This window comes from Caproicibacterium amylolyticum, assembly GCF_014467055.1.
Taxonomy (GTDB): Bacteria; Bacillota; Clostridia; order Oscillospirales; family Acutalibacteraceae; genus Caproicibacterium; species Caproicibacterium amylolyticum.
Genome location: NZ_CP060696.1, coordinates 1,413,510 through 1,440,132, shown reverse-complemented (window position 1 = coordinate 1,440,132; position 26,623 = coordinate 1,413,510). Strand labels below are relative to the sequence as shown.

Sequence of the window (26,623 nt, the reverse complement as noted above, 5' to 3'; positions counted from 1 at the left end):
TTAGGGCCACTGCTGAAAAATGGGCAGGAACCAAATCTCCTTTGCTTCAAATTCTTTCCCATTCAAGTAGGAAAGGATGCCGGATTCTGTTGTAAAATCAAACCGCAGTTTATAGGAATACAGTGCCTGATATTTTAGCCCGCAAGCTTTGTTAATTGCATTAGTGCCATATTTTCCATCTCCCAAGAGTGGATGACCAATGCTCGCCATATGTGCGCGTATCTGATGCGTACGTCCAGTTAAAAGATCTACTTCGACCAATGAAGCATTCTTTTTTTCCTGTAAAACACGGTATTTCGTACGGATGGTTCGCGCTCCCGGCGCAGGATGAGAATGAATATAGACACGGTTTTGTTTCTCGTTCTTTTCAAGGTACCCTTCAAGAATCCCTTCACTGGATTTCAAGTGCCCATCGACAAGGCAGAGATACAGCTTGCAAAGCTCACGATCCTTAACTTTCTGGTTCAAGATGCGCAGTGCCTCTGCGTTTTTAGCTGCCATAACAATGCCGCCTGTGTTTCGATCAATTCGGTTGACCAAAGCCGGTGCAAAGCTGTTCTCATCATGTGGACTGTACTCACCTTTAGTATAAAGGTAATGTTGTACGCGGGCAATCAGAGAATCGAAGTGATAGTGTTCATCTGGGTGAACAATCAGTCCTGGCTTCTTGTCAAGCAACAGGATATTATCATCCTCGTATAAAATGTTCAATTTTTCCGGTGCCTTTAAAAAGTCAAACTGCTCAGGCTGCTGCTGCAGAAACTCATCTTTCAGGTAAAGGGAAAGGACATCCCCTTCCTGCAGACGGGTGCTGATTTCACAGCGCTTGCCGCCAAGTTTAATGTCTTTTTTTCGGATAGCTTTATAAAGCATTGACTGCGGCAAATTAGGGTAAGACTTTGTAAGAAATTTGTCCAGCCTTTGACCAGCGTCATTTTTTTCGATGGTAACTGTCTTCATGTAGTAACCTCTTCAAAATATTATCTTTATTATTATAGCATAAAGTATAAGAAAGAAAAAGTATTTTGCCTAAAAATTGAAGTTCAGAGCAGCTCTGTGAAAAAAATGTGCACAATATAAGAACATCCTTTCGAAAAAAGCTTTTCAAAGCACTTCGTTTCATGTATAATAGGAAGCATAATATGGCAAGACAAAAAGGAGATTCGCTATGGCGGCGAAAGGGGATAATCTGCATAATGGTCACCGTGAACGGCTGCGTGCGCGGTGCCGCAAGGATGGTCTGGACAGTTTTGAGGAACATGAAGTTTTAGAACTTCTGTTGTTTTATGCTATTCCATATCAGGATACCAATCTGTTGGCGCATCGTTTGCTGCAGCGATTCGGTTCGCTGGCCGGTGTACTGGATGCGCCAGAAGAAGAACTGCAAAAAGTTAAAGGAATAGGAGAAAATACTGCCTTCCTGTTAAAAATACTGCCATCTGTTTACCGCAGGTATCAAATCAGCCTGCAAAAAAAGGTGACCTATATTGCCGGCGAAACTGACGCTGCTGATTACCTGCAAAACTGGTTTGTTGGACGCACACATGAATTTGTGCTGCTGATGCTTCTGGATGCAAGGCACCGCCTTCTGTTTTGCGACACCGTAAACGAAGGCACAGCAACCACCGCTAATATTTACATCCGCAAAATTGTGCAGACTGCTGTACAGTATGAAGCAACTTTTGCCTTTGTGGCACACAATCATCCCAGTGGGGAGTTGCTGCCCTCTGTGCAGGATCTGCATGCAACAAAATTGATTTATGACGCATTGGCCAGTGTGGAAGTGCAGTTGGTTGATCATATTATTGTTTCGCAGAATGATTATCTTTCACTCAGTCAAAGTGAATATTTTGATTATGCAATCGGGCTGGGTACAGCATCTGATACGGAACGAAATGTTGCCGACCCAAGCACAGAACAGGAGTAAAGCATGGACTTCCAATTAGTTTCCCCTTATACTGCTACGGGTGACCAGCCGCAGGCTATAGACAAGCTGATTCACGGTTTACAAGCTGGGGATAGAGAACAAGTGCTCAAGGGCGTTACCGGTTCCGGCAAAACTTTTACTATGGCAAATGTTATTGCAAAGGTCAACCGCCCTACATTAGTTCTGGCACACAACAAAACACTGGCTGCACAGCTGTGCTCCGAATTCCGCGCATTCTTCCCGAATAATTCCGTAGAATATTTTGTAAGCTACTATGATTACTATCAGCCGGAAGCATACATCGCACAAACAGATACCTACATTGAAAAAGACTCCGCCGTAAATGATGAAATTGATAAGCTGCGCCACTCTGCAACCTCTGCGCTCTCAGAACGGCGAGATGTTATCATAGTGGCAAGTGTCAGCTGCATTTACTCATTGGGTGACCCAATCGATTACCGCAGCATGGTAGTTTCCCTGCGTCCAGGCATGGAAAAGGACCGTGACGAACTGCTGAAAAAGCTGGTGGAACTGCAGTATGAACGCAATGATATTGAACTTTCTCGAAACAAGTTCCGTGCGCGCGGGGATGTCGTAGAAATTTTTCCTTCCTACTCCAACGATACCGTAATTCGGGTGGAGTTTTTCGGCGACGAGATAGACCGCATCAGCGAGCTGAATTCTGTTACGGGAGAATTAAAGGCGGAGTTAAAACATGTTGCCATTTATCCTGCTTCACACTACATTGTTCCGCGCGAAAAAATGGAGCATGCTCTTTCTGATATCGAAGCGGAAATGAATGAACGCGTGAAATTCTTTGAAGAACACGGAAAGCTGATAGAAGCCCAGCGAATTCGGGAACGAACAACGTATGATATGGAGATGCTGCAGGAAATTGGCTTCTGCAAAGGCATTGAAAACTATTCACGGGTAATGTCCGGCCGACCGGCAGGCAGTGCGCCGTTTACGCTGCTGGATTATTTCCCTGATGATTTTTTAATGTTTGTGGACGAATCTCACGTTACTCTGCCACAGGTCGGCGGCATGTTTGGCGGTGACCGCGCCCGCAAGAAAAATTTAATTGACTTTGGTTTCCGGCTGCCCAGTGCTTATGACAACCGTCCGCTCAATTTTGATGAGTTTTACAGTCACATTAATCAAGCCATTTTTGTCAGCGCAACACCCGGAAACATGGAATTGGAAAAGGCGGCGCAGGTCGTTGAGCAAGTGATTCGTCCAACCGGTCTGCTTGATCCCGAAATTGACGTACGGCCAACAGACGGACAGATAGATGACCTGATTTCGGAAATCAATCTTCGCACTGAGAAAAAGCAGCGTGTACTGGTAACGACTCTGACTAAAAAGATGGCAGAAGACTTAACTTCATATTTGGAAAATATGGGCATTCGTGTGCGGTATATGCACCATGACATTGACACAGTGGAACGTCAGGAAATCATTCGCGACCTGCGGCTTGGAGAATTTGACGTACTGGTCGGCATCAATTTGCTGCGTGAGGGTCTGGACATTCCGGAAGTCAGCTTAGTAGCAATTCTGGACGCTGATAAAGAAGGTTTTCTGCGCAGCGAACGAAGTTTGATTCAGACCATCGGCCGCGCAGCGCGAAACGCGGAAGGACATGTCATTATGTATGCGGATACGGTAACACCCAGTATGGAAGCCGCTATTCGTGAAACCAACCGCCGCCGCAGTTTGCAGGAAACCTATAATACTGAACATGGAATTACGCCGAAAACAATTACGAAAAAAGTCGCAGAGGTCCTTGAGATTTCTTCTAATAAAGAGGAGAAAAAGGGCCGCAGACAGAAAAAGCGATTGTCTCCGATTGAACGGGAGCAGGAAATTGAGCGCTTGACAAAAGAAATGAAAGCTGCTGCAAAACAGCTGGAATTTGAGCGTGCCGCGTCTCTGCGCGACCGCATTGCGGACCTGAAGAAAGGAAAATAACAATGCCGGCAAAAAACATTTTCATCAAAGGTGCCAGAGAACATAATCTTAAAAATATTGATTTGGAAATCCCGCGTGACAAGTTCATTGTTTTTACCGGACTTTCCGGCTCCGGCAAAAGCAGCCTTGCATTTGACACTATTTACGCAGAGGGACAGCGCCGTTACATGGAATCCCTTTCCTCCTATGCACGGCAGTTTTTAGGGCAGATGGAGAAACCTGATGTGGATTATATTGACGGACTTTCCCCGGCAATTTCCATTGACCAGAAAACGACCTCCAAAAACCCGCGTTCTACCGTTGGTACCGTTACCGAAATCTATGATTACCTGCGTCTTTTGTATGCGCGTGTCGGTGTGCCGCACTGCCCGGTATGCGGCCGCGAAATTCAGCAGCAGACGATAGATCAGATTGTCGACAAAGTTATGGCACTGCCCGAAAAAACCAAAATACAGATTTTGGCGCCGGTCGTACGGGCACGAAAAGGCACTCACGTTAAAGAATTTGAGGCTGCGCGGAAAAGCGGCTTTGTTCGCGCGCGCGTGGATGGAATTTTGTACGACCTCTCTGAAAAAATTGAACTGGAAAAAAACAAAAAGCACACCATTGAAATTGTGGTCGATCGTCTGATTGTCAAAGAAGACATTCGCTCACGACTTGCGGACAGTGTGGAAACAGCAGCGTCACTGACCGGCGGCATTCTTGTTGTCAGTCCAACTGGGCAGGATGACATTTTGTTCAGTCAGAATTACGCCTGCCCTGAGCACGGACTTGGCGTGGATGAACTGGCACCGCAAATGTTTTCTTTTAATAACCCTGCTGGTGCCTGCCCCAAGTGTACAGGTCTGGGTGTGTTCATGAAAATTGACCCCGATTTGATTCTGCCGGACAAATCCCTCAGCATTCGCAAAGGCGGTGTGAAAGGTGGCGGCTGGGCCATGGAGGGCAGCACGATTGCCGCCATGTATATGACTGGCCTTGCAAACCATTATCATTTTTCATTGGACACGCCTATCGAAGATCTTCCGCCCGAAATAATCGACATCATCCTTTACGGTACAAAAGGAGAAAAGATTGAAGTAGAGCGCAACAGCGGTTTTGGCACCAGCAAATATCAAACAGTTTTTGAGGGCGTTATCAATAATCTGGAGCGCCGATTCCATGGAACCTCCAGCAGCTGGATTAAAGAAGAAATTGAATCTTATATGAGTGCCATTCCCTGCGATGCCTGCCATGGCAGGCGTTTGAATCCAATGAGCCTTGCGGTTACCGTAGGGGATATGAATATTTCGGATTTCTGCGGTTTATCGGTAATACAGGCGCTCGACTTTCTGGACAAGCTGGAGCTTACCGGTCGAAATGCTGTGATTGCAAAGCCGATTTTAAAAGAAATCCGCTCCCGATTAGGCTTTCTAAAAAGCGTTGGTCTTGGTTATTTGACGCTTTCCCGTGCAGCAGGCACACTTTCAGGCGGCGAGAGCCAGCGAATCCGCCTAGCAACACAAATTGGTTCTTCCTTGATGGGTGTTGTCTATATTTTGGACGAACCCAGCATTGGTCTGCACCAACGCGACAATGACAAGTTGCTTGCAACGCTGAAGCATTTGCGCGACCAGGGAAACACCGTAATCGTTGTGGAACATGACGAGGACACCATGCGTGCAGCAGACCATATTGTAGATATTGGCCCAGGCGCAGGTGTGCACGGCGGTGAGGTTGTTTTTAATGGTACACCTTCTGAAATCGTAAACTGTGAAAAATCAATTACCGGACAGTACCTAAGCGGGAAATGCAGGGTAGAGGTGCCGGGAAGCCGCCGCACAGGCAACGGAAAATTTCTAAAAATTGTCGGTGCAGCACAAAACAACCTAAAAAATGTAAATGTGAGTATTCCACTTGGCGAATTTGTGTGCGTTACCGGTGTTTCCGGTTCTGGTAAGTCCTCTCTGGTAAATGAAATTCTGTACAAATACCTTGCCTGTAAGCTGAACGGTGCCAAACAGCATCCCGGTAAGTTTAAAGAAATCCGCGGACTTTCCGCTCTGGACAAAGTAATTCAAATTGACCAAAGTCCAATCGGCCGCACACCCCGCTCCAACCCGGCGACCTACACGGGTGTTTTTACTGATATTCGCAACCTTTTCGCCAGCACGCAGGACGCCAAATTGCGCGGCTACACTTCCAGCCGGTTTTCTTTTAACGTAAAGGGCGGGCGCTGCGAAGCATGCGAAGGCGATGGTATTATCAAAATTGAAATGCATTTTCTGCCTGACGTTTACGTACCCTGCGACGTCTGCCACGGAAAACGCTACAACCGTGAAACGCTGGAAATCAAATATAAAGGCAAGTCAATCTATGACGTACTGGAAATGACCGTAGAAGAGGGCGTTGAATTTTTCGGCGCGATTCCGCGCATTGCCCGCCGCCTGCAAACTCTGCAGGATGTTGGCCTTGGATATGTTAAAATCGGGCAGCCTGCAACCACACTTTCCGGTGGTGAAGCACAACGTGTCAAACTGGCCGCTGAACTTAGCAAGCGCCCGACTGGACGAACCATTTATATTTTAGACGAACCGACTACCGGCTTGCATATCGCGGATGTACACAAGTTGATTGAAGTGCTGCAGAAGCTTGTGGACAACGGAAACACCGTGGTAGTCATCGAGCATAACCTTGACTTAATTAAGACTGCCGACTGGATTATTGACATCGGTCCAGAAGGCGGCGATGCCGGCGGTACTATTATTGCCGAGGGAACACCGGAGCAAGTTGCCAACGTAAAGGAATCCTACACTGGCCAGTATCTGCGCCGCATGCTGCCTGCCTGTCAAGAATAAAATTAGTGCCTTAATAATTCTGCAGCGATTTTCTTTCCGGTAGGGGTAGCTGCCAGACCGCCGCGGCCGGTTTCCCGTAAATCAGCAGACATTTGATCGCCGATTTCTCCCATTGCGTCAATCACTTCATCCGCTGGAATTCGGCAGACTACGCCGGAAAGTGCCATATTTGCAGCGCCAACTGCGTTCAAGGCACCTGCCACGTTTCGCTGTACGCATGGAACTTCTACCAAACCGGCAACCGGGTCACAGACCAGTCCTAGCAGGTTGCTGAGCGCCATTGCACAAGCGTGCGCACACATTTCACTGCTGCCGCCCTTTAATGCAGTCAGTGCTGCCGCTGCCATTGCAGAAGCTGTTCCAATCTCTGCCTGACAACCGCCCGAAGCCCCGGCAATAGAGGCTCTTTGTGCAACAACCTGTCCAAAACCTGCGGCAACGTACAAAGCGTAAACAATGGCTTCATCCGGCAGCTGCTCTTTTTTTGCCAGAGGAATCAGCACCGCAGGCAGAACGCCGCAGGAACCGGCGGTCGGTGTTGCGACAATCCGTTTCATGCAGGCGTTGCACTCGCCGATTTTCAGCGCTTCTGCGATGATTTCATTCAGAAAATTGTCACCAATCAGGCAGCCTTGCTTAGCCGCTTCTGTCACTTTGGCGCTGTCGCCGCCAACCAGCCCACTATGGGAATGGTCAGAAGCCCGGTATTCTGTACTGGTGGTTTTCATAACCTCCCACAAATGCTGCATTTGATGCAGCGAAGCCTCCCGGCTGCTATGCTGTGCCAGCACATCATCCATCATAATGGTTTCCCAAAGCGGCATTTTATTTTCTTTTGCATCTTCCAGCATTTGTTTTACAGAGTAATATGACATTTTGTACGCCTCAATTCTCCAGATTCAAATAAGAAACTTTAATAATGCCGTCCAAAGTCATCAGCCATTCCACCAAATCCGCTGGAATCGGCTGGTCACACTCCACAACCATAACCGCATAGCCGCCCTGCACATTCCGGTACAGCTGCATAGTTGCAATATTAACGTTTCGCTGCGCAAGAACAGTAGCGACCTGCGCTACATGCCCCGGCTGATCCAGATTGTGTACAACCAGTGTATTGCAGTCACCTGAAAAATTTGTATCGATGCCATCTATTTGACACACTTGTATCCGTCCACCGCCAAGAGAAGCAGACACAATTTCCAAAGTTCGGCCGTCTGCGGCAGCAACGGAAAGCACGGCTGTATTTGGATGCGCACCTCTGATATTTATCGTAGAAAATGAAAAATCAAGTTTTTCTTTCTTAGCCAACTCAAAGCTGTTTGGAATCCGTTCATCGTCAGGCTGCATTCCCAACAATCCAGCAATAATGGCCCGGTCGGTACCATGCCCAGCGCCAGTACTGGCAAAGGAGCCGTGCAGTTTAATTTCCGCCTTTATGGGTGGTACACCCAAAAGTCGCCGTGTCACCAAACCAATTTTTACAGCGCCTGCCGTATGAGAACTGGAGGGGCCAATCATAACTGGACCCAATATATCAAAAAGCTTCATTTAATGTCCCTTCTGCAGCCAAGAATTTGCAAAAAATAATTTTAATTTTCTTTTCACTTTACACTTGTTTGTGCGCTTTTGTCAACCAGAGAGCGGAAGTACAGAAAAAAAGAAACAAAACTTTACAGATTATTCTTCTTGCAAGCTGATTACATTTCTGTTATTATTTTAATAAGTCCGTTTTTACAAAACAAAACAGCGCTGCTGCGTTCGTCTGCAGCCTGTTTTTACTTCGGAGGGGTTTCATGAAACACTTTTCCAAATCCACAGTCCGCATTCTTGCGGTTCTCATGGCTGCTTCTATCTGCTTTTCAGTATCTGCACCTGCCTTTGCAGCAGATGGAGCAGACACTGCTTCTTCCTACACAGCAAGCGAAACATCCGACCTCAGACAAGCCACAGCCGCATCTATAACCAGTGTAAAGGTTACATACAATTCCAAGGAAATCGACGTTACCAATACACCAGGTACTGTACTGGAAATTCCAAGGCTGAGTATTCTGACTTTTACTGTCAAAAGCAGTAAAGCATTAAGCTACACTGCCGGTACTGGCTCCGTTGCCCACACTGGGACACTTTCCACTTATAATTCTTCCACCGGTGAATCCAGATATAATGTAACAGCCGTTGGTGCGCTAGGTACCGCAAGCGGTTTGTTTCTGGATGGTCAAAAAATCTTTGCAATAAAAGTTGGGCGTACGCCATTTGTGTGCGACACTACCATGCCAGTTACCAAAACAGTAGGGCAAAGCTACACCTTTAAGGTTACCGCAGAAAACACAACTGACAAAATCAGCTTTCATGTAGGCAACGGCGCCGTTGCCGCAACCGCCGCACAGCCGGTTCGCACAGAAAACGGAAAAAGTGCTTACTACTTCAAGTTGACCGCGGCCTCCGCAGGACGCACAGGCGTTTATATTACAGTAAATGGTGTTTCTTATTATTCCTTTGACATTATTGTTAATGCAAAGAGCACTTCAACATCCTTTACCTGTTCTCCATCTACAGATGTTACAAAGGCGGTAGGGGATACATACAGCTTTCAGGTAACCGCCGGAAACACAAGTGACAGCCTAACTTTTAACGTCGGCAACGGCAGTGTTCTTGCAACTTCTGCGGGCAGCCCCACTACTTCTAATGGAAAGAAAATTTATACTTTCCGTGTTACCGCACTGAAAGCGGGTAAGACCGGTATTTATGTCACAGAAAACGGCGGAAAAGCTTCTCACGTTTTTGACGTCACGGTGCAGGAAAAAGCTTCTGACAAAAAATATGCTGTACTGACAGGGGATGGCGTTTACCTGCGCAGCGGTCCCGGCATTTCCTACAGTGTGCTGGACACACTGGCAAAGGGTTCTGTATTTCAGGTGCTGGACAACAGCAATAGCGCGTGGACAAAAGTAACCACCGGCACCGGACGGACAGGTTACATTTCCACACAGTTCCTGCAGTTTACCTCTACGCCGGGCGGCGGCAGTGCCGCTTCACAAATTTCCATTTCAAAAGCCAGCGGAACATTTGCAGCCGGAAAGTCAATGTTTATTTCTGCAAATGTACAGCCAGCAGGCAGCTATGTTTTGTGGAGTTCCAATAATGAATCTGTCGCAAAAGTAAAAACAGACGGCAACTACTGTTATATTTTTGGTGTAGCGCCTGGCACTGCAACAATTACCGGAACATCTGGCAGCGTAAGTGCATCCTGTACTGTGACCGTTACAGCTGCAGCTGCAGTGCGCTTTACATATGCTTCCCCGAATGTTGTTACTGCAGGACAAACCACCGCTTTGTATGCAACAACGGATACCGCCCGCACCGGTGTGCAGTTCCAAATGGACTCTAAAATTTATACTGCAGATTATGTGCGCACAGATTCCATCAATGGCATTTCCACAAAGGTCTGGAAAGCAACCGTATCCGGGTTGACACAGGGTACACATAACTACACAGCCAGCAGCAAAACAACCGGCAGTTACTCTGCTTCCGGTGCAGCGGCAGATATCTTTGTTTCTACGGCAAAGGATTTTGCGACTACCACACAGGAAGAACGCCGTGCAAGTGAAGCCATGTTGAATTTTTTAGCTGAAAAAGAAGGTTATTATTCCTCTCCGTATCGCGATACCTTGACCACAGAGCAGATACCAACCACCGGTTATGGTATGGTTCTTTACAACGGCGATGTATTTTACAACGATATGAGTGAAACAGAAGCATGGGCCAGCATGGTAAATGACATCAATAAATCCAGCTATACTTCAGCAATCAATTCACTGAGAAGCAAAAATAATTTATGGATGTCCCAGAGTCAGGCAGACGCACTCATCAGCTTTGGCTACAATGTTGGCAGCAGCTACTTTACAAATATGAGTACCTCCTGCACATTCCGCGATGTACTGCTTAATGCGGTGGTGCCGCCGACAGATGCATCTGCTTCGAAAGCATACAAAGCAAAACTGATCAACGATTCCACACTGTACTCTGCAGCCAGCGGCGGTACCAGCTTAGGCTCAGTTAGCAACGGCTCTGTTGTACAAGTAATCGGCGTATCAGACAGTTCCAAATACAATCAGCAGCACAAAAATGTTTGGTATCAGGTGCAGGCAAACGGTAAAACCGGCTGGATGAGTTCAGCTTATGTACATATTGATGACAGCTATAATTTGAAGCGAGATTTAAATTATACAAATGCAGATGTTTTCGGTTCACAGATGACCCGCTGGTGTATGGCAGGTGGCAGCCCGATTGCCGGTTTGATGTATCGCCGCATTCAGGAAGCGAATATGTACAACTACAATGACTATAATATGGATTTGTCTTATGCCAAAAAGAATCCGTATGGTTATACACTTCCATCTATCTAAAACTTTATAATTAAAAAGGACGGCAGCCTGTACGAAACGGCCTACCGTCCTTTTTTATTGCCCGGAATCTTAAGGCTTTTTACTAATAAAAAGCTGCTGCATTAAAATGAATAGATTTTCATCTATTACTTGCTTTTTTTACGCTAAAATAGTACCATAGAAATGGTTACAATATAATTACAAACGGAGAAACTTTCATGAAACAAACCAGGACAAACAACCACAAATACCAAACTCTGTCCGCTTCATTCGGTAAGATTTTACAGTGCCTGCTTGCAATCGTAGTCCTTACGGCATCTGTATTTCCCGTATCTGCAGTAAAACCAGCAGGCTCTGCGCAACTTTGTCTGCACGATCTTTCTTTTGCAGATGATGATGAAAATGACACAAAAAAGCCATATGTAAAAAGCGACACAACCATTGACTTTTCTGTAGCGCAAGGGTGTACATATGCATTTCGATTTGAAATTGTTGGTTCACGTGGTCTGCAGCCCAATATTGCCGTTGGAAACGGCGCAGTTCTGCGTACAGAGAACTGCCATAAGGCAGTCGAAAACGATCATGATGTTTACTACTTTCAGGTACGCGCAACTGGTGATCCTACAGAAAGCACAGGTATTTATACCACGCTGCCGGAGCAGCAAGCTGTAAAGCACTGTGCAATCAGTATCGCCCCTCTGCTGCCGACTGAAGTTCATTTGGACACAACAAACTACACTTTTTCTCGCATTGGTCAGAAATACACGCTTCTGGCCAGCATAACCGGTGATATGAAAGCACCAGTTTCAGCAACCGTTGCTGATTCGTCGATTACATGGACTTCCATACGAAAAGAAAAGACGGACCAGTATCTCATAACTGTAACAGCAGTAAAAAACGGGGAAACGGACATTCTTGTTCATGCAGGTACCGCCAGCGCAGCAATGCATATTACTGCTAAATTTTCACTGCCTGCTGCTTCCGCGGAGTCTGTTCGTCTTTCAGTCCCTTACGTCAGTCAAAAAGGTCTGCTGCCCACTGGATGCGAAATTATCAGTGGTATGATGTTGACCCGTTACTGGGGACTTTCTGTCGATGTAAATACCTTTTTAAACGCCACAAAACAGGGGATGCTACATGAAACCAATTCTGGAAACACTTATGGGCCAAGTCCTGATGAAGCGTTCGTCGGAAGTCCGCATTCATCAGATGGATTTGGTTGTTTTCCGCCTGTAATTTGCTGTGCATTTCAAAAACTGCTGCCAAACAGCCTGCAGGCAAAAGTGGTAACCGGCACATCTTTGTATACACTTGCACATGCATGGCTGCCCGCCGGAAAACCAGTGATGGTTTGGGCAACCATTAATATGCAGGCACCTTATAGCGGATACAGCTGGACAGTATCTTCTACCGGCAAAACATTCACTTGGCCTGCTGAAGAGCACTGCCTTGTACTGACAGGGTACGATAAAACGGGTTACTGGTTCAACGACCCATGGAATGGAAACGGAACTGTCCATTGGGACAAGGCTACTGCAGAACTGCGTTACCGGCAAATGGGGCAGCGCAGTTTGGTTGTAACCAGCAAATAGCCGAACACTTTATTTATAAAACAGCAGTCTTCCCGCGTATGCATTACGATACTGCGAAGGTGTCAGCCCCGTATTGACTTTAAATACTTTCATAAAATGGTGGCTGTCACTGTAGCCCAGCTTGCCTGCAATAGAAGTCACCGTATCGTTTGTATCACATAAAAGGTATTTCGCTTCTTCTAACTTCTGTTGTGTAATATATTCCTTTAAAGAAATTCCGGCAGCCGTGCGAAACAGGGAAGAAAGGTAACGTTTGTTGTAACCAAAGTGTACTGCTACCTCTGCTACACGTAAATCTGTACTGTTGTTCCACTTTACATAGTCCTTGATGTCATAAAAAATCTGTTTTTGGCGAAGTGCCAGCTCTCCGTTTCTGTTGCTCTGAAACTGACAGTATAACTCACAAAGGACACTCGTGCAAAGGTAGTCTTCCTGTATTTCATTTCCATAGCTGCGTGCATCATCCTGCAAATGCTTTAACAGAACAATAAGCTTTTCTAAATTTGGTACCTTGCCAATCAATGGAATACACAGCTGCTTTTCTGGTACATCCGACGGAAAACAATTTGACTCTCCAGAAATCGTAGGCTTTTCACTGTTAAAATGCAGCCAGTAAAAGACACAACAGCTGGTACGAAAGCCAAATTGTCTTAATGCAGGAGCACACAACAGGAACTCCCCCGGCGAAATCGAATATTGTGTTCCCTCTAGCTGAATATACGCTGTACCCTCTGTTACCACAATCAGTTCATAGTCTGTTAGAATTCGCTGCAAATGTTTCCACTCCTGTGAGGGAGCCTGGAATTTGCCGGTTTGATGGTATTTCAGTGGCTTCTCCAACGAAAAAAATACATATTTCATATGACTTTTTTACACCTTTTCAAAACTTTTGCTATTTTCTTTTTGAAACCAGTTTGTTAAACTGTAAGTACTGAACATGAGGATTTTCAGGGAGGTAAACAATAAATGCTTCAACCGTTTTTAATGTCTGAAGTACGGCTTCAAAGTCCCTATCTAGCAAACGCTTTTCAAAAAGAAACAGATTATCTGCTGTCCGTTGACTGTGACAGACTGTTGTGCTTTTTCAGAAAGACCCGTGGGTTAGAGCCGAAAGCAGAAAATTATGCTGGCTGGGAAAACACTGAAATTCGTGGTCATACCATGGGACATTACTTAACAGCACTTGCACAAATTTACGCTGCATCGGAAAACTCTGCTGCCTTCACTCGCCTGCAGTATTTAATGAAAGAACTTGCTGAGTGCCAATATCCAAACGGATATCTCTCTGCTTTTCCAGAGGAGTTTTTTGACAGAGTTGAAAATCGGAAACCAGTTTGGGTTCCGTGGTACACCATGCACAAAATTCTGGCTGGTCTGCTCTCTGTCTATGAACTCTGCAGCCTTTCGCTTGCTCTACAAACAGCGGTGAAACTAGGGGAGTGGATTTACAGCCGCACAACACGCTGGACACCGGAAATTCAGGCTAACGTGCTTTCTGTTGAATATGGCGGCATGAATGACTGTCTGTATGAGCTTTACCGACTAACTAAAAACGAGCACTTTGCTACTGCGGCACATAAATTTGACGAAATGGAGCTTTTTACACAACTTCATAATGGTCAAGATGTTCTAAACAACCGGCATGCAAATACAACCATTCCGAAGTTTTTGGGAGCGCTTAACCGCTACGTTGCCTACGGAGAAAAAGAACCATTTTACCTTGAAACTTGCGAACAATTTTGGGAAATTGTTGTTTTGCATCATAGCTACGTTACTGGCGGCAACAGCGAAGCAGAACACTTCGGTGAACCGGATATTTTGGATAAGGAACGCACCGCACAAAACTGTGAGACCTGTAACACCTACAATATGTTGAAACTGTCGCGATTGCTGTTTCAGATAACAGGCGAAAAAAAGTATGCAGATTTTTATGAGCGTACTCTTTTGAATGCAATTCTTCCATCGCAAAATCCAGAGACTGGCATGACAATGTATTTTCAGCCAATGGCAACCGGATATTTCAAGGTTTACAGCAAGCCGTTTACAGATTTCTGGTGCTGTACTGGAACTGGAATGGAGAATTTTTCAAAATTAAATGACAGCCTGTATTTTCATGATAATGACCGGCTTTTCGTTAACCTGTATCTTGCTTCCTCCGTTCACTGGCAGAAAAAAGGCATTACCCTGGAACAGTCTGCGGATATACCAAATAAGAGCGACGCTGCATTTACGGTACACACACAGCAAAGCGCTGATTTCTTTCTTTGTCTGCGTATTCCAGACTGGGCGGATGGTGCCGAACTATCAGTAAACCACCATTTTTTTGCGGCAACAGAGCAAAACGGTTATTTCATTATACACCGTATATGGGAAAATGGCGATACCGCGGAGATCTATTTTCAAATTGTGCCAAAATGCAACTCACTTCCAGATAATAAGAATGCTGTCGCATTTACTTATGGGCCTCTTGTACTGAGTGCTACACTTGGAAAAGAGCAAATAGAAGAATCCAACACCGGCATACTGGTACGAGTTGCCAGCCGCCACATTCCAATAGAGGATTATCTGGTCTGTAAAGGGCAAACCACCGAGCAGTGGAAACATAATATTTGCCAAAATTTCACCTGCATTCCCGGAAAGTTGGAATTTGTTCTGCACAATACAGAACAGGACAATAAACTTGTATTTTCCCCTTATTATCGGCAGTATCAGCAGCGTTACGGCATTTACTGGATTTTGCTGGAAGAAAATTCTCCGGAACTTACAAAACATCAGGCGGAGCGCCGCCACACACAGGCACTTGCTGATGCGGAAATTGACAGTATACAAATCGGTAATGATCAGTACGAACTTTCCCATAAGATTCATGGTTTCGAAACGGAGTCAGGGGACAGAGAGGGATATCATTATCGAGTGGCCAAATTAGACGGTTGGTTCAGTTATGAAATGCAGATTGCTTCCGGCAGACCAGCACTTTTACAGTTTCAGTACATTCCAGGAAACTGTAAAAATGGATTCCGTGTTTTTGCCAACGAGATTCTCCTTGCACAAGTAGATGTAAAAACCGCCCTGCCGCATCAGGCAACAAGTTGTATTTTTCCGTTACCGGAAAAATTGCTGCAGCAAAACGCTGTTACCGTAAAGTTCTGTGCGCCTGAACGGGGGGAAAGTGCGTGGATTGTTAATGTACTGCGTATTATAAGCAATGACTCGCCAAGTAAAGATTCCAATTAATAAGCGATACCAGCAAAAAGTGATGTACTGCCGTTAGTCTGCACACAACTGACGACAGTACATTTTACTGTTTTACATTGTTTTTAAGCTTGTTCATGTTAATTTATAAAATGCTATTGACAGAAAAGCTGAATGTTCTTATAATAGTCCTACATAGTACTGTACGGTATAAAACATATTTTTGAAATGGAGGGATTATATGAGCAAACCAGCAATTGGGTATGAACTGCGTGTTCTAAATAATTTGATTAAACGCTATTTTGATTATTCATCCAATAGAAGTAAAATTGAGTCTGCTACCGGAAATAACGGCTGCATTATCGGATTTATTGGCGAATGTCAGGATGACAGCAAGGATGTTTACCAACGTGACATTGAACAGCATTTTGGAATTACAAGGTCAACAGTTTCCAGTGTAATCGCCTTAATGGAGCAGAAAGGGCTGATTCAAAGAGTATCTGTTAAAAAGGATGCCCGGCTGAAAAAAATTATTTTAACGCAAAAAGCAGAAGATCTGAAAGAAGTTATGCGCAGTGATGCAGTAAAGATGAATCAGCGCTTAACAAAAGGCTTTTCAGACGAAGAGTTAAATACGCTGAATTCCTTTATTCAACGTATGAAACAGAACATTGCGGAAAAATAGCTATGTTCTAATATTTCAAAAGATTTGGGTGGTGTTTCATTGATTAAAAAATTGTTAGGCAGTATACGTGAATACAAAAAAGATGCACTCCTTGCACCTGCCTTTGTGACGGTCGAAGCTGTTCTCGAGATTGTAATTCCAACTTTAATGGCGTATCTGATTGATTACGGTATTAATAAAAACAATATGTCCTTTATCCTTGAAGTGGGACTTGCTCTTGTTTTATGTGCGGGTATATCTCTTCTTTTTGGCGTATTGGCAGGAAAAAAAGCTGCAACAGCTTCCGCAGGCTTTGCCAAAAACCTGCGGCATGATATGTACTATAATGTGCAAAAATTTTCTTTTTTCAACATTGATAAATTTTCCACAGCCAGTATTGTTACCCGTCTGACTACGGATATTACCAATGTACAAAATGCATTCATGATGGTGATTCGCATGGCAATTCGGGCTCCTATTATCATGATTTGTGCGTTGATTATGGCATTTCGGGTTAGCCACAATATTTCAGTTATCTTTCTAGTGATTATTCCCGTTTTGGGCTTTGGACTGTTCTTCATCGCAGCCTATGTGCATCCGATTTTTGAACGTGTATTTAAGACTTACGATAAGTTAAACGGTGTTGTGCAGGAAAATCTGCACGGTATTCGCGTAGTTAAATCTTTTATACGAGAAGAACATGAAGAAACGAAGTTTCAGCAAATTTCCAAGAAAATTTTTGCAGACTTTTCAAAAGCAGAAGGCATTTTGGCTTTCAATATGCCGCTAATGCAGGTATGCGTTTATGCAGCAATGATCCTAATTTCATGGCTCAGCGCACAGGCAATTGTTTCCAGTGGTAACAATCCTGCAGTTGGCCTGACCACTGGTGACCTGACTAGCTTGATTACTTACACCATGCAGATTCTGATGAGCTTAATGATGCTGTCAATGGTGTTTGTGATGATTATTATTTCTCGTGCTTCTGCAGAACGTATTGTGGAAGTGCTCAGCGAGCAAAGTAGTCTGCATAACTGTGAAAATCCAGTGATGGAAGTCAAGGATGGCTCTGTTACTTTTGAAGATGTTAACTTCTCCTATTCGAGAAAAGCAGAAAAACCCGTTCTTTGCAAAGTCAATCTCAATATCAAATCTGGTGAAACAATCGGCATTATTGGTGGAACCGGTTCCTCTAAATCCAGTTTAGTTCAGTTGATTCCGCGTCTTTATGACGTTACATCCGGCCATGTTACCGTTGGCGGTGTTGATGTACGAAACTATGACATTAAAACTTTACGCAATCAGGTTGCTATGGTGCTACAGAAAAACACACTGTTTTCCGGTACTATCAAAGACAACCTTCGTTGGGGTAATAAAGAAGCCACTGACGAGCAGATTGTAAAGGCCTGTAAGCTGGCCCAGGCTGACGGATTTATTAATGAATTTCCTGACAAATATGATACCTATATTGACCAAGGCGGCACCAATGTTTCCGGTGGTCAAAAGCAGCGCCTCTGCATTGCGCGTGCACTTCTGAAAAAGCCGAAGATTTTGATTCTGGATGATTCCACCAGTGCTGTTGATACGAAAACAGATGCTCTAATCCGCAGTGCATTCAAGGAGGAAATTCCAGATACAACAAAATTTATTATTGCACAACGAATTTCCTCTGTACAGGATGCTGATAAAATCATCGTTCTGGACGACGGGCAGGTCACAGCTTTCGGCAGCCATGAGGAACTTCTGAAAACTTCTGACATTTACAGAGAAGTATATGAATCACAGGGGAAAGGAGGAACCACACATGAATAAGAAAGAAAACGCAAAAACGAAAAAGAAACTTCCGCTGGATGCGATTCGCCCCGGCACAATCAAACGGCTCCTTTCCTATATGAGTAAATATAAAGTACAATTAGTACTCGTTGTTATCTGTATTTTCATCAGTGCGGCAGTCAGTGCAGCTTCTTCACTGTTTTTACAAACTCTGATTGACCAGTATATCATGCCGATGATTGGCAAAGAAAACCCAAACTTTACGGGCTTGATTTCTGCACTTCTGACAATGGGTATTATTTATCTGATTGGTGTACTGGCAACACTTTTCTACAACAAGGCAATGGTCGTTGTTGCACAGGGTACATTAAAGCGCATCCGTGACACCATGTTTTCTCATATGCAGACATTGCCTTTAAAGTATTTTGACACACATACACACGGCGATATTATGAGTTATTACACCAATGATACTGACACGTTGCGGCAAATGATTTCACAGAGCCTGCCGCAAATTATTTCTTCTATTGTTACGATTGTTGCAGTCTTTGTTTCCATGCTTTATCTGAGTGTAGGACTTACCGTATTTGTCGCTGTCTTTACAGTTTTGCTGCTGAAAACAATTAAAATAATTGTAGGAAAAAGCAGCAAATACTTTGTCAAACAACAAAATGACCTCGGTGATGTTGATGGCTACATTGAAGAAATGATCAATGGTCAAAAAGTTGTAAAGGTATTCTGCCATGAAGAAGAAACCAAAAAAGCTTTCGATAAGAAAAACGAAGCACTTTGCGACAGCGCAGCAAAAGCAAACACCTTTGCCAATATTACCATGCCAGTTGTCAACAATATGGGATTTCTGCTGTATGTATTGCTGGCAGTCATTGGTGGTTTCGCCGGAATTGCCGGAATCAACAATTTGTCCCTAACCGGTGTGAATATACTGACCATTGGCACCATTGTTGCATTCCTTACGCTTTCCAGAAGCTTTATCAATCCAATGGGGCAGGTTTCCATGCAGCTAAACATGGTTGTTATGGCACTCGCAGGTGCATCCAGAATTTTTAAATTTCTGGATGAAACAAGTGAAACGGATGACGGCTATGTCACTTTGGTCAATGCCAAAGAAGAAAACGGTAAGCTGGTAGAATGTCCGGAAAGGACAGATATCTGGGCATGGAAGCATCCACATAGTAACGGTACCCTTACCTATACCAAAATGCAGGGTAAAATTATCTTTGATGACGTTGACTTTGGTTATGAAGAAAATAAAATTGTTCTGCATAATGTCACACTTTATGCAGAGCCCGGTCAAAAGGTTGCCTTGGTCGGTGCAACCGGTGCCGGTAAAACAACGATTACGAATCTGATTAACCGTTTCTACGACATTGCAGACGGTAAAATCCGTTACGATGACATCAATATCAACAAAATCAAAAAACCAGATTTGCGCCATTCTCTCGGCGTTGTGCTGCAGGAAGTCAATCTTTTTACCGGTACGGTAATGGATAACATTCGCTATGGTAAGCTGGATGCTTCCGACGAAGAATGTATCAAAGCAGCAAAGCTTGCCAATGCAGACGGCTTTATCCGCATGCTGCCGGACGGGTATCAAACTGTATTAGAAGGGGACGGCGGCGGCCTTTCCCAGGGGCAGCGCCAGTTGATTTCCATCGCAAGGGCAGCGGTTGCCGACCCACCAGTTATGATTCTGGACGAAGCTACTTCTTCCATTGATACCCGCACAGAAGCGATTGTACAAAAGGGTATGGACGCTTTGATGAAAGGCCGTACAGTCTTTGTAATTGCACACCGCCTTTCCACCGTCCAAAATGCAGATGTCATCATGGTACTTGACCACGGCCGCATTATTGAACGCGGAAACCATGAACAGTTAATTGAGAAAAAGGGCAGGTATTATCAACTTTACACCGGTGCATTTGAACTAGAATAAGGAGAATCAAAATGGCAGTATTTCAGGGTACTTTCCATTCAAACGCATTATCAAAAAGAACAAACGTAGATGTAATCATTCCAAGTGACGTTGATTCTTGGTTAAAAGACGGGAATGTACACTACAGCCGTTTAACAAAAACGCTGTATCTTCTTCACGGCTATTCAGACTGCAGTAAAGATTGGCTTTTTAAAACAGACATTCTGCAGCTGGCTGAAAAGTACAATTTGGCAGTTGTATTGCCGAACGGCGGAAACAACTTTTACCTTGACCGTCAGGGAACCGGCTTTGCTTACTGTCGCTTTATTGGAGAAGAGCTGCCGGACTTTATCGAAAACACGTTTCATCTTTCACGCAAAAAGGAAGATGTTTTTATAGGCGGTGCGTCCATGGGCGGCTTCGGTGCAGAACATACTGCTTTGACTTATCCAGAAAAGTACAGCAAAGCGTTGTTGTTTTCGCCGGCTGTTATTATCAATTCCCTAGCACAGTTCCAGCAGGAGGATGAAACCAGGATTGCAAATTACGAGTATTACCAAACCGTTTTTGGTGACCTCAAAAAGCTAAAAAACAGTGTTTCAGATCCAGAATACCTAATTATGCAGCTAAAGGCTGCTCAAAAAGCTCTTGTCCCGTTTTACCTTACAGTTGGAAAAAGCGATTTCTTGATTGAGAAGATTCATGAGCTGCGTGACTTTTTAAACAAAGAAAATTATCCTTTCCTGTATCAGGAGGAGGAAGGCAGCCATGACTGGTATTACTGGAATAGGCACCTTGAGGAAGCTATTCGCTGGATGCTCGATTGTACAGAAAAAGAATAACTAAAAGAAAGGGGCTGTTGCAAAATTTTCATTTTGCAACAGCCCTATTTTTGCGTTAATAAGGGCATCCTGTCGGTATTTTCGCGAAAAAGAGAGTGAAAGAAAGTATTAAATGGCACGGCAGTGCAGTGCCTGCACTTTTCAGAGCAGCCGACGCTTCCATCATTTTTTGTTTTTTCGGAATTTATTCTTTTTGAAGGCAGAACAAATGCGTTTTCAGCCTTCCGGTGTTGCATTTTGCCCACAGCTTGTTTAAGCTGCAGCCCATGCACAGAAGGTAAAGTTCCGTTGAAATATTGGTTCGTCCCCAGGTGAGAACCCGTTTGAATCTGCGGTCGCTTTTCAGTACACCAAAGGCCCCTTTTACTTGAACAGAATGGTTGACCCAAAGCTTGATTCCCCGTTCGGTTTCGATGCCCTTTCTGGATTTAGTCACTTAGCCGGAGTAAATCTGTTTTAATTTGCAGTTCTTTTGGTCTGTCGCCCTTTGCTTTGCAGCAGGCTGAACGACACGGACAGCCTGCACAGCTGCTGCAGCGGTAATACGCCCGTCAGAATGTCCCTGCCAGCTGCGCTCTGTGTTTTCCCGGTGGAAAGTGAGCTTTCTTCCGGCCGCACAGATATAGCAGTTTATCTCTCGAGCAATGGCTCGGTTTGAAAGTCCAATTCGCTTTAATCTCTCAATCGCGCCACGTTCTTCTGAACCTAAATGCTGCCCTCGTTTACGTTCTTCCAATTCTGTGATAGAATAAGGCTTGTCCATGGTAATTGGCTCCTTCTGTCAGAGTGTTGTGTGAGAACTCTATTCTAACAGTAATCCAATCACTATGGATTTTTCTATATGTTCAATTTGATTTTACAATTAACCAACATTATTCCACCATTAAAATTGTAGGAATCCTATTGGCCCTGTGTTATAATGAATTTTAAATAAACTATTCAATAAAACGCCCATTCGCTGCTGCTTGATTAAATGCAGAAGTTATGAAGGGACATGATACCAAAGTCCGAGTATAAAACCGCATTGGAGTAACCAAAATGACACTTCAGCAGCTTCGCTATATTTCAAAAATTATTAACTGTGGCTCCTTTAATGAAGCTGCACATCAACTTTATACTGCACAATCCACACTTTCCAGTGCCGTTAAGGAACTGGAAAATGAATTTCATATCGAAATCTTTAATCGTACACCGCATGGAATTTCATTAACTGCAGAAGGTGCTGAGTTTCTTTCTTACGCCAGACAAATTTTAGAGCAAACCGAGCTGCTGGAACAGCGCTACTTGAACCGTCCACCCCAAAAACAGCTGTGCGCGATTTCCACACAGCATTATGCTTTTGCAGTAGAAGCCTTTGTTGCACTAATTCAAGAAGCAGACTCAGAAGAATATAAATTTACACTGCGTGAAACACGTACACATGATATTATTGAGGATGTCAGTACATTTCGCAGTGAATTGGGGATTTTATACTTAAATGACTTTAACCGCAATGTGCTTTTAAAACTACTGAAAGAGAAACATTTGGTTTTTTGTCCGCTGTTTAATGCCCGACCGCACGTTTTTCTAAACTGCCACCATCCGCTCGCAGAGCAAAAAATGCTTACCCTGCAGGATTTGGCACCTTTTCCGCGTCTTTCGTTTGAGCAGGGAGAGCACAATTCTTTTTACTACTCGGAAGAAATTCTCAGTACAGAAGAAGCGGCTAAAAGTATCTATGTCAGTGACCGCGCAACTCTTTTTAATCTGCTGATTGGCTTAAATGGATATACGCTTTGTTCAGGCGTACTTAACAGCACCCTCAATGGAAATTCAATTATTTCTGTTCCCCTGAAAAGCAATGAACAGATGCAGATAGGTTGGATTTATAATCCGAAAGCGAAATTAAGCAGACCGGCCGCTCATTATTTGCAGAAACTCAAAGGAATTCTGCAACAGGATGGTTTTCAAGTATTATCATAAAGCAAGGCAACCGATTTGCATGAAAGTCTTTATCGGAGGCCTTGCTTATTTTAGTGTTGAAAAAGGGTTTTCGTTGCTTCGTGGATTTTGTGTGCTACCAAAGGATTATTCATGGTATAAAGGTGAATTCCGTCCACACCATGCGCAATCAAATCTACAATCTGGTCAACTGCATATGCAATGCCGGCATCACGCATTGCTTCCGGATTATCTTCATATCGGTCCATCATTGTCCGAAACTTTTCAGGGAGAGAAGCACCGCACAAGCTAACCATGTGCTGAATCTGCTTTTTGTTGATAACTGGCATAATACCAGCTTCCACAGGTACCGTGATTCCATCTGCCCGCACCTTTTGCAGAAAAGTGTAGAAGCAGGAATTGTCCAGAAACAACTGAGAAATCAAGTGAGATGCACCGGCATCTGTTTTTTCTTTTAAATGTTGAATGTCCGTATCCATATCTGGTGCTTCTGGATGTACTTCCGGGTAACACGCCGCCATTATATGAAATTTGTCAAATCCCTTCAAAAAAGCAATCAGGTCACTTGCATGTGCAAAATCGCGCAAAGGCCGTTTGTTGGGAACTGCGTCACCGCGAAGTGCTAAAATGTTTTCAATACCACTTTCCGTCAGCTCTTTTACTCGCTGAACCGCCTGCTTGCGGGAAAGGTAAAGACAGGGGAGGTGGGCAACACTTTCGACCCCATATTTTTGGTTAATGTCGGTGGCAATTTGAAGAGTAGCAGAATTTATTGCACTGCCACCAGCCCCATAAGTTACACTAATGAAATCCGGACACAGTTCCCGCAGGCTCTCCAGTGTGTGGTAAACTGTGTTGATAGGTGCAGTACGCTTTGGCGGAAAAATTTCAAAAGAGAAAACTGTATGATCGTAAAACAGGGATTTTGTAATCATTTTTGCAGCTCCTTTCGGACAGCTTTAGCAGCCGCAACCAAATTGCACAGACTGGGTTTGGTTTCCACAGCACCGCGTGTTTTTAAACCACAGTCTGGATTCACCCAAAGTTTGTGTGCATCAAGTTTTGAAAGCATTTTATGCAGTGCCGCTGTAATTTCTTCTACTGTAGGTATTCTGGGAGAATGTATATCGTAAACCCCGGGGCCGACCTCTGTCTGAAACTTTGCTCCCGCGAGAGAATCCAAAATTGTTAAATCAGAGCGAGAGGCTTCAAAGGAAATGACATCTGCATCCATTGCATCTATGTCCGAAATAATATCTGTAAATTCGCTGTAGCACATATGGGTATGAATCTGTGTAGATGCTTTTACTCCACTGTGTACAAGGCGAAATGCCGGAATTGCCCAATCCAGATATTCTTCGTGCCAGTCACTTTTGCGCAAAGGAAGCTTTTCACGCAGAGCGGCTTCGTCAATTTGTATAATATGGATGCCGTGTGCTTCAAGGTCAAGCACTTCTTCACGAATTGCCAATGCAATCTGCAGTGCAGAGTCTTTGGGGGATATATCTTCACGCGGGAAAGACCAGTTCAGAATCGTAACAGGGCCCGTCAACATACCCTTCATCGGTTTCTGCGTTAAACTCTGCGCATACACAGACCAGTCAACAGTAATCGGCTTAGAACGAGAAACATCTCCCCAAATAATCGGCGGTTTTACACAGCGACTGCCATAAGACTGTACCCAGCCGTTCTGTGTAAACAGAAAACCATTCAGGTTGTCACCAAAATATTCTACCATATCATTGCGTTCAAATTCACCATGAACCAATACGTCCAGACCAATTTCTTCCTGAAGTGCAACACACTCTGCAATCTGTTTCTTTAAAAAAGCAGTATACTCCGTACGTGTAACCTCTCTGTTTCTATAACGTGCACGCATGGATTTAATTTCTTTGGTCTGTGGGAAAGAGCCTATGGTCGTGGTTGGAAACAGAGGCAAACCAAATACTTTTTTCTGGATTTCTTCGCGCTCTGCAAAGTTCGGTATGCGCGTAAAATCTTTTTCTGACAGGGAAGCTATTTTTTCGCGAACCGCTTTGTTCATGTCAGGCCGCTCTGCCTGAAACAACTTCTCATTCAGTTTACAGTACTCAGCCTGCTGTACAGCATTTTTCTCCGCAAACATCGACAGTTCTTTCAGTTCCGTCAGTTTTTCTTCCGCAAAGGAAAAGTAGGCTTTCTTTTCTTTTGAAAGGACGGTTTCTCCTTTTAGCGTATAAGGAACGTGCAAAAGGGAACAGGAAGTGGAAACAGCCATCTGGGCTGCATTTTGGCGCAGTGTTTTTAACAGAGAAAGGGTTTTATGATAATGATTTCTCCAAATGTTCCGCCCATTTATGATTCCTGCAAACAAAATTTTATCTTCCGGGAAACCGTATTTTTGAATCAAATCAACACTTTGTATGCCATTTGCAAAATCCAACCCTACACCATCAAAAGGAAGAGATACTACATCCTGATAGCAGTCACGTATATCTCCAAAATAAGTTTGAAGTAAAACTTTTACTCCGCCTTTTGGAACTGAAAACATTATCTGATACAGCTTTGTAAATAGTTCTGTATCTTCAGTTTTCATATCTTTTACCAACGCAGGTTCATCAAACTGCACCCATTCTGCACCTAATTCTGCAAAACGAGTTAATGCTTTTGCGTAAGCTGCCGCTGCATCATTTACAAAATCTTCAGCTTTTAGATTTTTTTCATACCACGCCAACTTCAAAAAAGTATACGGACCAATCAGTACCGGTTTTGTCAAAATCCCAGCCTTTTTGGCTTCCAAGAATTCATCGAAAGGTTTCGTACCTGCAAGTGTCAATTTCGTATCTTTTTCAAGTTCCGGAACCATATAATGATAATTTGTGTCAAACCACTTTTTCATTGGGAGCGCATGTACGTCACCTGCTTTGCCCTGATAACCGCGTGCCATAGCAAACATAGTGTCCAATGTAGACAATCCAAGGGACTTGTACCGAACGGGAATGGCACCCAGCAGAACAGCCATATCCAGCAGCGTATCATAAAAAGAAAAGTCATTCGAAGGTATCAAATCAATTCCCGCAGACTTTTGCTTTTCCCAATGAGTTAAGCGAAGATTAAACGCAATATCACCCAATTCTTTTGTTGTAATATCACTTTTCCAATAGTCTTGTACAGCAAATTTCAACTCTCGCTTTTCACCGATACGCGGGTAGCCTACAACAGATGACAACATAATTCTAAAATCCTTTCCATCCTTGCTTTTTTGTATTGAACTGAGTATAACACATTTACGTACTTATCTGGTAATGATTATTTTTGCTAAATTGTTATCGAAAATATCGATAAGAAGGTGAAATACAAATTGTTTTTGAAAGCCTCCACCATATAGTTGAAATTTTTGAATATATATGTCTAATTATGCAATATTGCAGTGTCACTTTAGGTTTCCAATACATAGCCTGATATGGGCGTATGTAAATCACATACACTCAAGCCTGGAAAGGTTGGTGTTTAAAAGCGGAATTACGCATACGATGTGAGGTTATGTATGGCTGCCCGTGCTGCTTTTGGATACAGATTTTTGATAAAAA

At 44.0% G+C, this 26,623-nt stretch carries 19 protein-coding genes; 11 read left to right on the top strand and 8 right to left on the bottom strand.

What is annotated here, in order from left to right:
* Window positions 1–960, bottom strand: coding sequence for an RluA family pseudouridine synthase (locus tag H6X83_RS06910; RefSeq protein ID WP_212508385.1), 960 nt, complete (start codon window positions 958–960; stop codon window positions 1–3).
* Between the two features lie 208 nt (window positions 961–1,168).
* On the opposite strand from H6X83_RS06910, the gene H6X83_RS06905 reads away from it, so the two are divergent.
* The 3 genes from H6X83_RS06905 to uvrA are packed head-to-tail and all read left to right on the top strand — an operon-like array spanning window position 1,169 to window position 6,732.
* Window positions 1,169–1,927, top strand: a complete 759-nt coding sequence (locus H6X83_RS06905) for a JAB domain-containing protein (RefSeq protein WP_212508384.1) — start codon at window positions 1,169–1,171, stop codon at window positions 1,925–1,927.
* 3 nt (window positions 1,928–1,930) lie between these two features.
* Window positions 1,931–3,895, top strand: coding sequence for an excinuclease ABC subunit UvrB (gene uvrB, locus H6X83_RS06900; RefSeq protein WP_212508383.1), 1,965 nt, complete (start codon window positions 1,931–1,933; stop codon window positions 3,893–3,895).
* A gap of 2 nt (window positions 3,896–3,897) precedes the next feature.
* Complete coding sequence (uvrA, locus tag H6X83_RS06895; protein WP_212508382.1) at window positions 3,898–6,732, top strand: excinuclease ABC subunit UvrA; 2,835 nt, start codon at window positions 3,898–3,900, stop codon at window positions 6,730–6,732.
* A gap of 2 nt (window positions 6,733–6,734) precedes the next feature.
* Here uvrA and sdaAA read toward each other — a convergent pair whose 3' ends face one another.
* Both sdaAA and sdaAB read right to left on the bottom strand, forming a co-directional pair.
* Window positions 6,735–7,607, bottom strand: coding sequence for an L-serine ammonia-lyase, iron-sulfur-dependent, subunit alpha (gene sdaAA, locus H6X83_RS06890; RefSeq protein ID WP_212508381.1), 873 nt, complete (start codon window positions 7,605–7,607; stop codon window positions 6,735–6,737).
* 10 nt (window positions 7,608–7,617) lie between these two features.
* Window positions 7,618–8,280: an L-serine ammonia-lyase, iron-sulfur-dependent subunit beta gene (gene sdaAB / locus H6X83_RS06885; RefSeq protein ID WP_212508380.1), complete on the bottom strand. Its 663-nt coding sequence runs from the start codon at window positions 8,278–8,280 to the stop codon at window positions 7,618–7,620.
* 245 nt (window positions 8,281–8,525) lie between these two features.
* Here sdaAB and H6X83_RS06880 point away from each other — a divergent pair, with 245 nt between their 5' ends.
* Window positions 8,526–11,138: an SH3 domain-containing protein gene (locus H6X83_RS06880; RefSeq protein ID WP_212508379.1), complete on the top strand. Its 2,613-nt coding sequence runs from the start codon at window positions 8,526–8,528 to the stop codon at window positions 11,136–11,138.
* Between the two features lie 197 nt (window positions 11,139–11,335).
* A complete protein-coding gene (locus tag H6X83_RS06875) occupies window positions 11,336–12,709 on the top strand; it encodes a C39 family peptidase (RefSeq protein WP_212508378.1) in 1,374 nt (457 codons plus the stop codon).
* Window positions 12,710–12,718: 9 nt separating this feature from the next.
* Here the strand turns inward: H6X83_RS06875 and H6X83_RS06870 are convergent, their stop codons facing one another.
* On the bottom strand, window positions 12,719–13,483 hold the full coding sequence (locus tag H6X83_RS06870; RefSeq protein ID WP_246419565.1) for an AraC family transcriptional regulator: 765 nt from the start codon (window positions 13,481–13,483) through the stop codon (window positions 12,719–12,721).
* Between the two features lie 192 nt (window positions 13,484–13,675).
* Here H6X83_RS06870 and H6X83_RS06865 point away from each other — a divergent pair, with 192 nt between their 5' ends.
* From H6X83_RS06865 to H6X83_RS06845, 5 genes are all read left to right on the top strand, one after another.
* Complete coding sequence (locus tag H6X83_RS06865; RefSeq protein WP_246419562.1) at window positions 13,676–15,943, top strand: beta-L-arabinofuranosidase domain-containing protein; 2,268 nt, start codon at window positions 13,676–13,678, stop codon at window positions 15,941–15,943.
* A 199-nt stretch (window positions 15,944–16,142) separates the two neighbouring features.
* Window positions 16,143–16,586: a MarR family winged helix-turn-helix transcriptional regulator gene (locus H6X83_RS06860; protein ID WP_212508376.1), complete on the top strand. Its 444-nt coding sequence runs from the start codon at window positions 16,143–16,145 to the stop codon at window positions 16,584–16,586.
* Between the two features lie 39 nt (window positions 16,587–16,625).
* Window positions 16,626–18,377: an ABC transporter ATP-binding protein gene (locus tag H6X83_RS06855; protein ID WP_212508375.1), complete on the top strand. Its 1,752-nt coding sequence runs from the start codon at window positions 16,626–16,628 to the stop codon at window positions 18,375–18,377.
* Window positions 18,370–20,292: an ABC transporter ATP-binding protein gene (locus H6X83_RS06850; RefSeq protein ID WP_212508374.1), complete on the top strand. Its 1,923-nt coding sequence runs from the start codon at window positions 18,370–18,372 to the stop codon at window positions 20,290–20,292. The genes H6X83_RS06855 and H6X83_RS06850 overlap by 8 nt, the downstream gene beginning before the upstream one ends.
* An 11-nt stretch (window positions 20,293–20,303) precedes the next feature.
* On the top strand, window positions 20,304–21,113 hold the full coding sequence (locus H6X83_RS06845) for an alpha/beta hydrolase (protein WP_212508373.1): 810 nt from the start codon (window positions 20,304–20,306) through the stop codon (window positions 21,111–21,113).
* Between the two features lie 184 nt (window positions 21,114–21,297).
* Here H6X83_RS06845 and H6X83_RS14785 read toward each other — a convergent pair whose 3' ends face one another.
* Together H6X83_RS14785 and H6X83_RS06840 are read right to left on the bottom strand one after the other, a co-directional pair.
* Complete coding sequence (locus H6X83_RS14785; protein ID WP_425489206.1) at window positions 21,298–21,549, bottom strand: transposase; 252 nt, start codon at window positions 21,547–21,549, stop codon at window positions 21,298–21,300.
* A complete protein-coding gene (locus H6X83_RS06840; RefSeq protein ID WP_212508372.1) occupies window positions 21,550–21,876 on the bottom strand; it encodes a helix-turn-helix domain-containing protein in 327 nt (108 codons plus the stop codon).
* A 275-nt stretch (window positions 21,877–22,151) separates the two neighbouring features.
* Here H6X83_RS06840 and H6X83_RS06835 point away from each other — a divergent pair, with 275 nt between their 5' ends.
* Window positions 22,152–23,075: a LysR family transcriptional regulator gene (locus tag H6X83_RS06835; protein WP_212508371.1), complete on the top strand. Its 924-nt coding sequence runs from the start codon at window positions 22,152–22,154 to the stop codon at window positions 23,073–23,075.
* 50 nt (window positions 23,076–23,125) lie between these two features.
* On the opposite strand, the gene metF is transcribed toward H6X83_RS06835, so the two are convergent.
* Window positions 23,126–23,989, bottom strand: coding sequence for a methylenetetrahydrofolate reductase [NAD(P)H] (gene metF / locus H6X83_RS06830; RefSeq protein WP_212508370.1), 864 nt, complete (start codon window positions 23,987–23,989; stop codon window positions 23,126–23,128).
* Window positions 23,986–26,265: a 5-methyltetrahydropteroyltriglutamate--homocysteine S-methyltransferase gene (gene metE / locus H6X83_RS06825; RefSeq protein ID WP_212508369.1), complete on the bottom strand. Its 2,280-nt coding sequence runs from the start codon at window positions 26,263–26,265 to the stop codon at window positions 23,986–23,988. The genes metF and metE overlap by 4 nt, the downstream gene beginning before the upstream one ends.
* Window positions 26,266–26,623: the final 358 nt, after the last annotated feature.

Bases quoted from the DNA above. Each gene is read 5' to 3' on its own strand.
- H6X83_RS06850 (WP_212508374.1), top strand. From the start codon at position 18,370: ATGAATAAGAAAGAAAACGCAAAAACGAAAAAGAAACTTCCGCTGGAT.
- H6X83_RS06875 (WP_212508378.1), top strand. From the start codon at position 11,336: ATGAAACAAACCAGGACAAACAACCACAAATACCAAACTCTGTCCGCT.
- H6X83_RS06840 (WP_212508372.1), bottom strand. From the start codon at position 21,876: ATGGACAAGCCTTATTCTATCACAGAATTGGAAGAACGTAAACGAGGG.
- sdaAA (WP_212508381.1), bottom strand. From the start codon at position 7,607: ATGTCATATTACTCTGTAAAACAAATGCTGGAAGATGCAAAAGAAAAT.
- metF (WP_212508370.1), bottom strand. From the start codon at position 23,989: ATGATTACAAAATCCCTGTTTTACGATCATACAGTTTTCTCTTTTGAA.
- H6X83_RS06860 (WP_212508376.1), top strand. From the start codon at position 16,143: ATGAGCAAACCAGCAATTGGGTATGAACTGCGTGTTCTAAATAATTTG.
- H6X83_RS06880 (WP_212508379.1), top strand. From the start codon at position 8,526: ATGAAACACTTTTCCAAATCCACAGTCCGCATTCTTGCGGTTCTCATG.
- H6X83_RS06910 (WP_212508385.1), bottom strand. From the start codon at position 960: ATGAAGACAGTTACCATCGAAAAAAATGACGCTGGTCAAAGGCTGGAC.
- metE (WP_212508369.1), bottom strand. From the start codon at position 26,265: ATGTTGTCATCTGTTGTAGGCTACCCGCGTATCGGTGAAAAGCGAGAG.
- H6X83_RS06905 (WP_212508384.1), top strand. From the start codon at position 1,169: ATGGCGGCGAAAGGGGATAATCTGCATAATGGTCACCGTGAACGGCTG.
- uvrA (WP_212508382.1), top strand. From the start codon at position 3,898: ATGCCGGCAAAAAACATTTTCATCAAAGGTGCCAGAGAACATAATCTT.
- H6X83_RS06865 (WP_246419562.1), top strand. From the start codon at position 13,676: ATGCTTCAACCGTTTTTAATGTCTGAAGTACGGCTTCAAAGTCCCTAT.
- H6X83_RS06835 (WP_212508371.1), top strand. From the start codon at position 22,152: ATGACACTTCAGCAGCTTCGCTATATTTCAAAAATTATTAACTGTGGC.
- H6X83_RS06845 (WP_212508373.1), top strand. From the start codon at position 20,304: ATGGCAGTATTTCAGGGTACTTTCCATTCAAACGCATTATCAAAAAGA.
- uvrB (WP_212508383.1), top strand. From the start codon at position 1,931: ATGGACTTCCAATTAGTTTCCCCTTATACTGCTACGGGTGACCAGCCG.
- sdaAB (WP_212508380.1), bottom strand. From the start codon at position 8,280: ATGAAGCTTTTTGATATATTGGGTCCAGTTATGATTGGCCCCTCCAGT.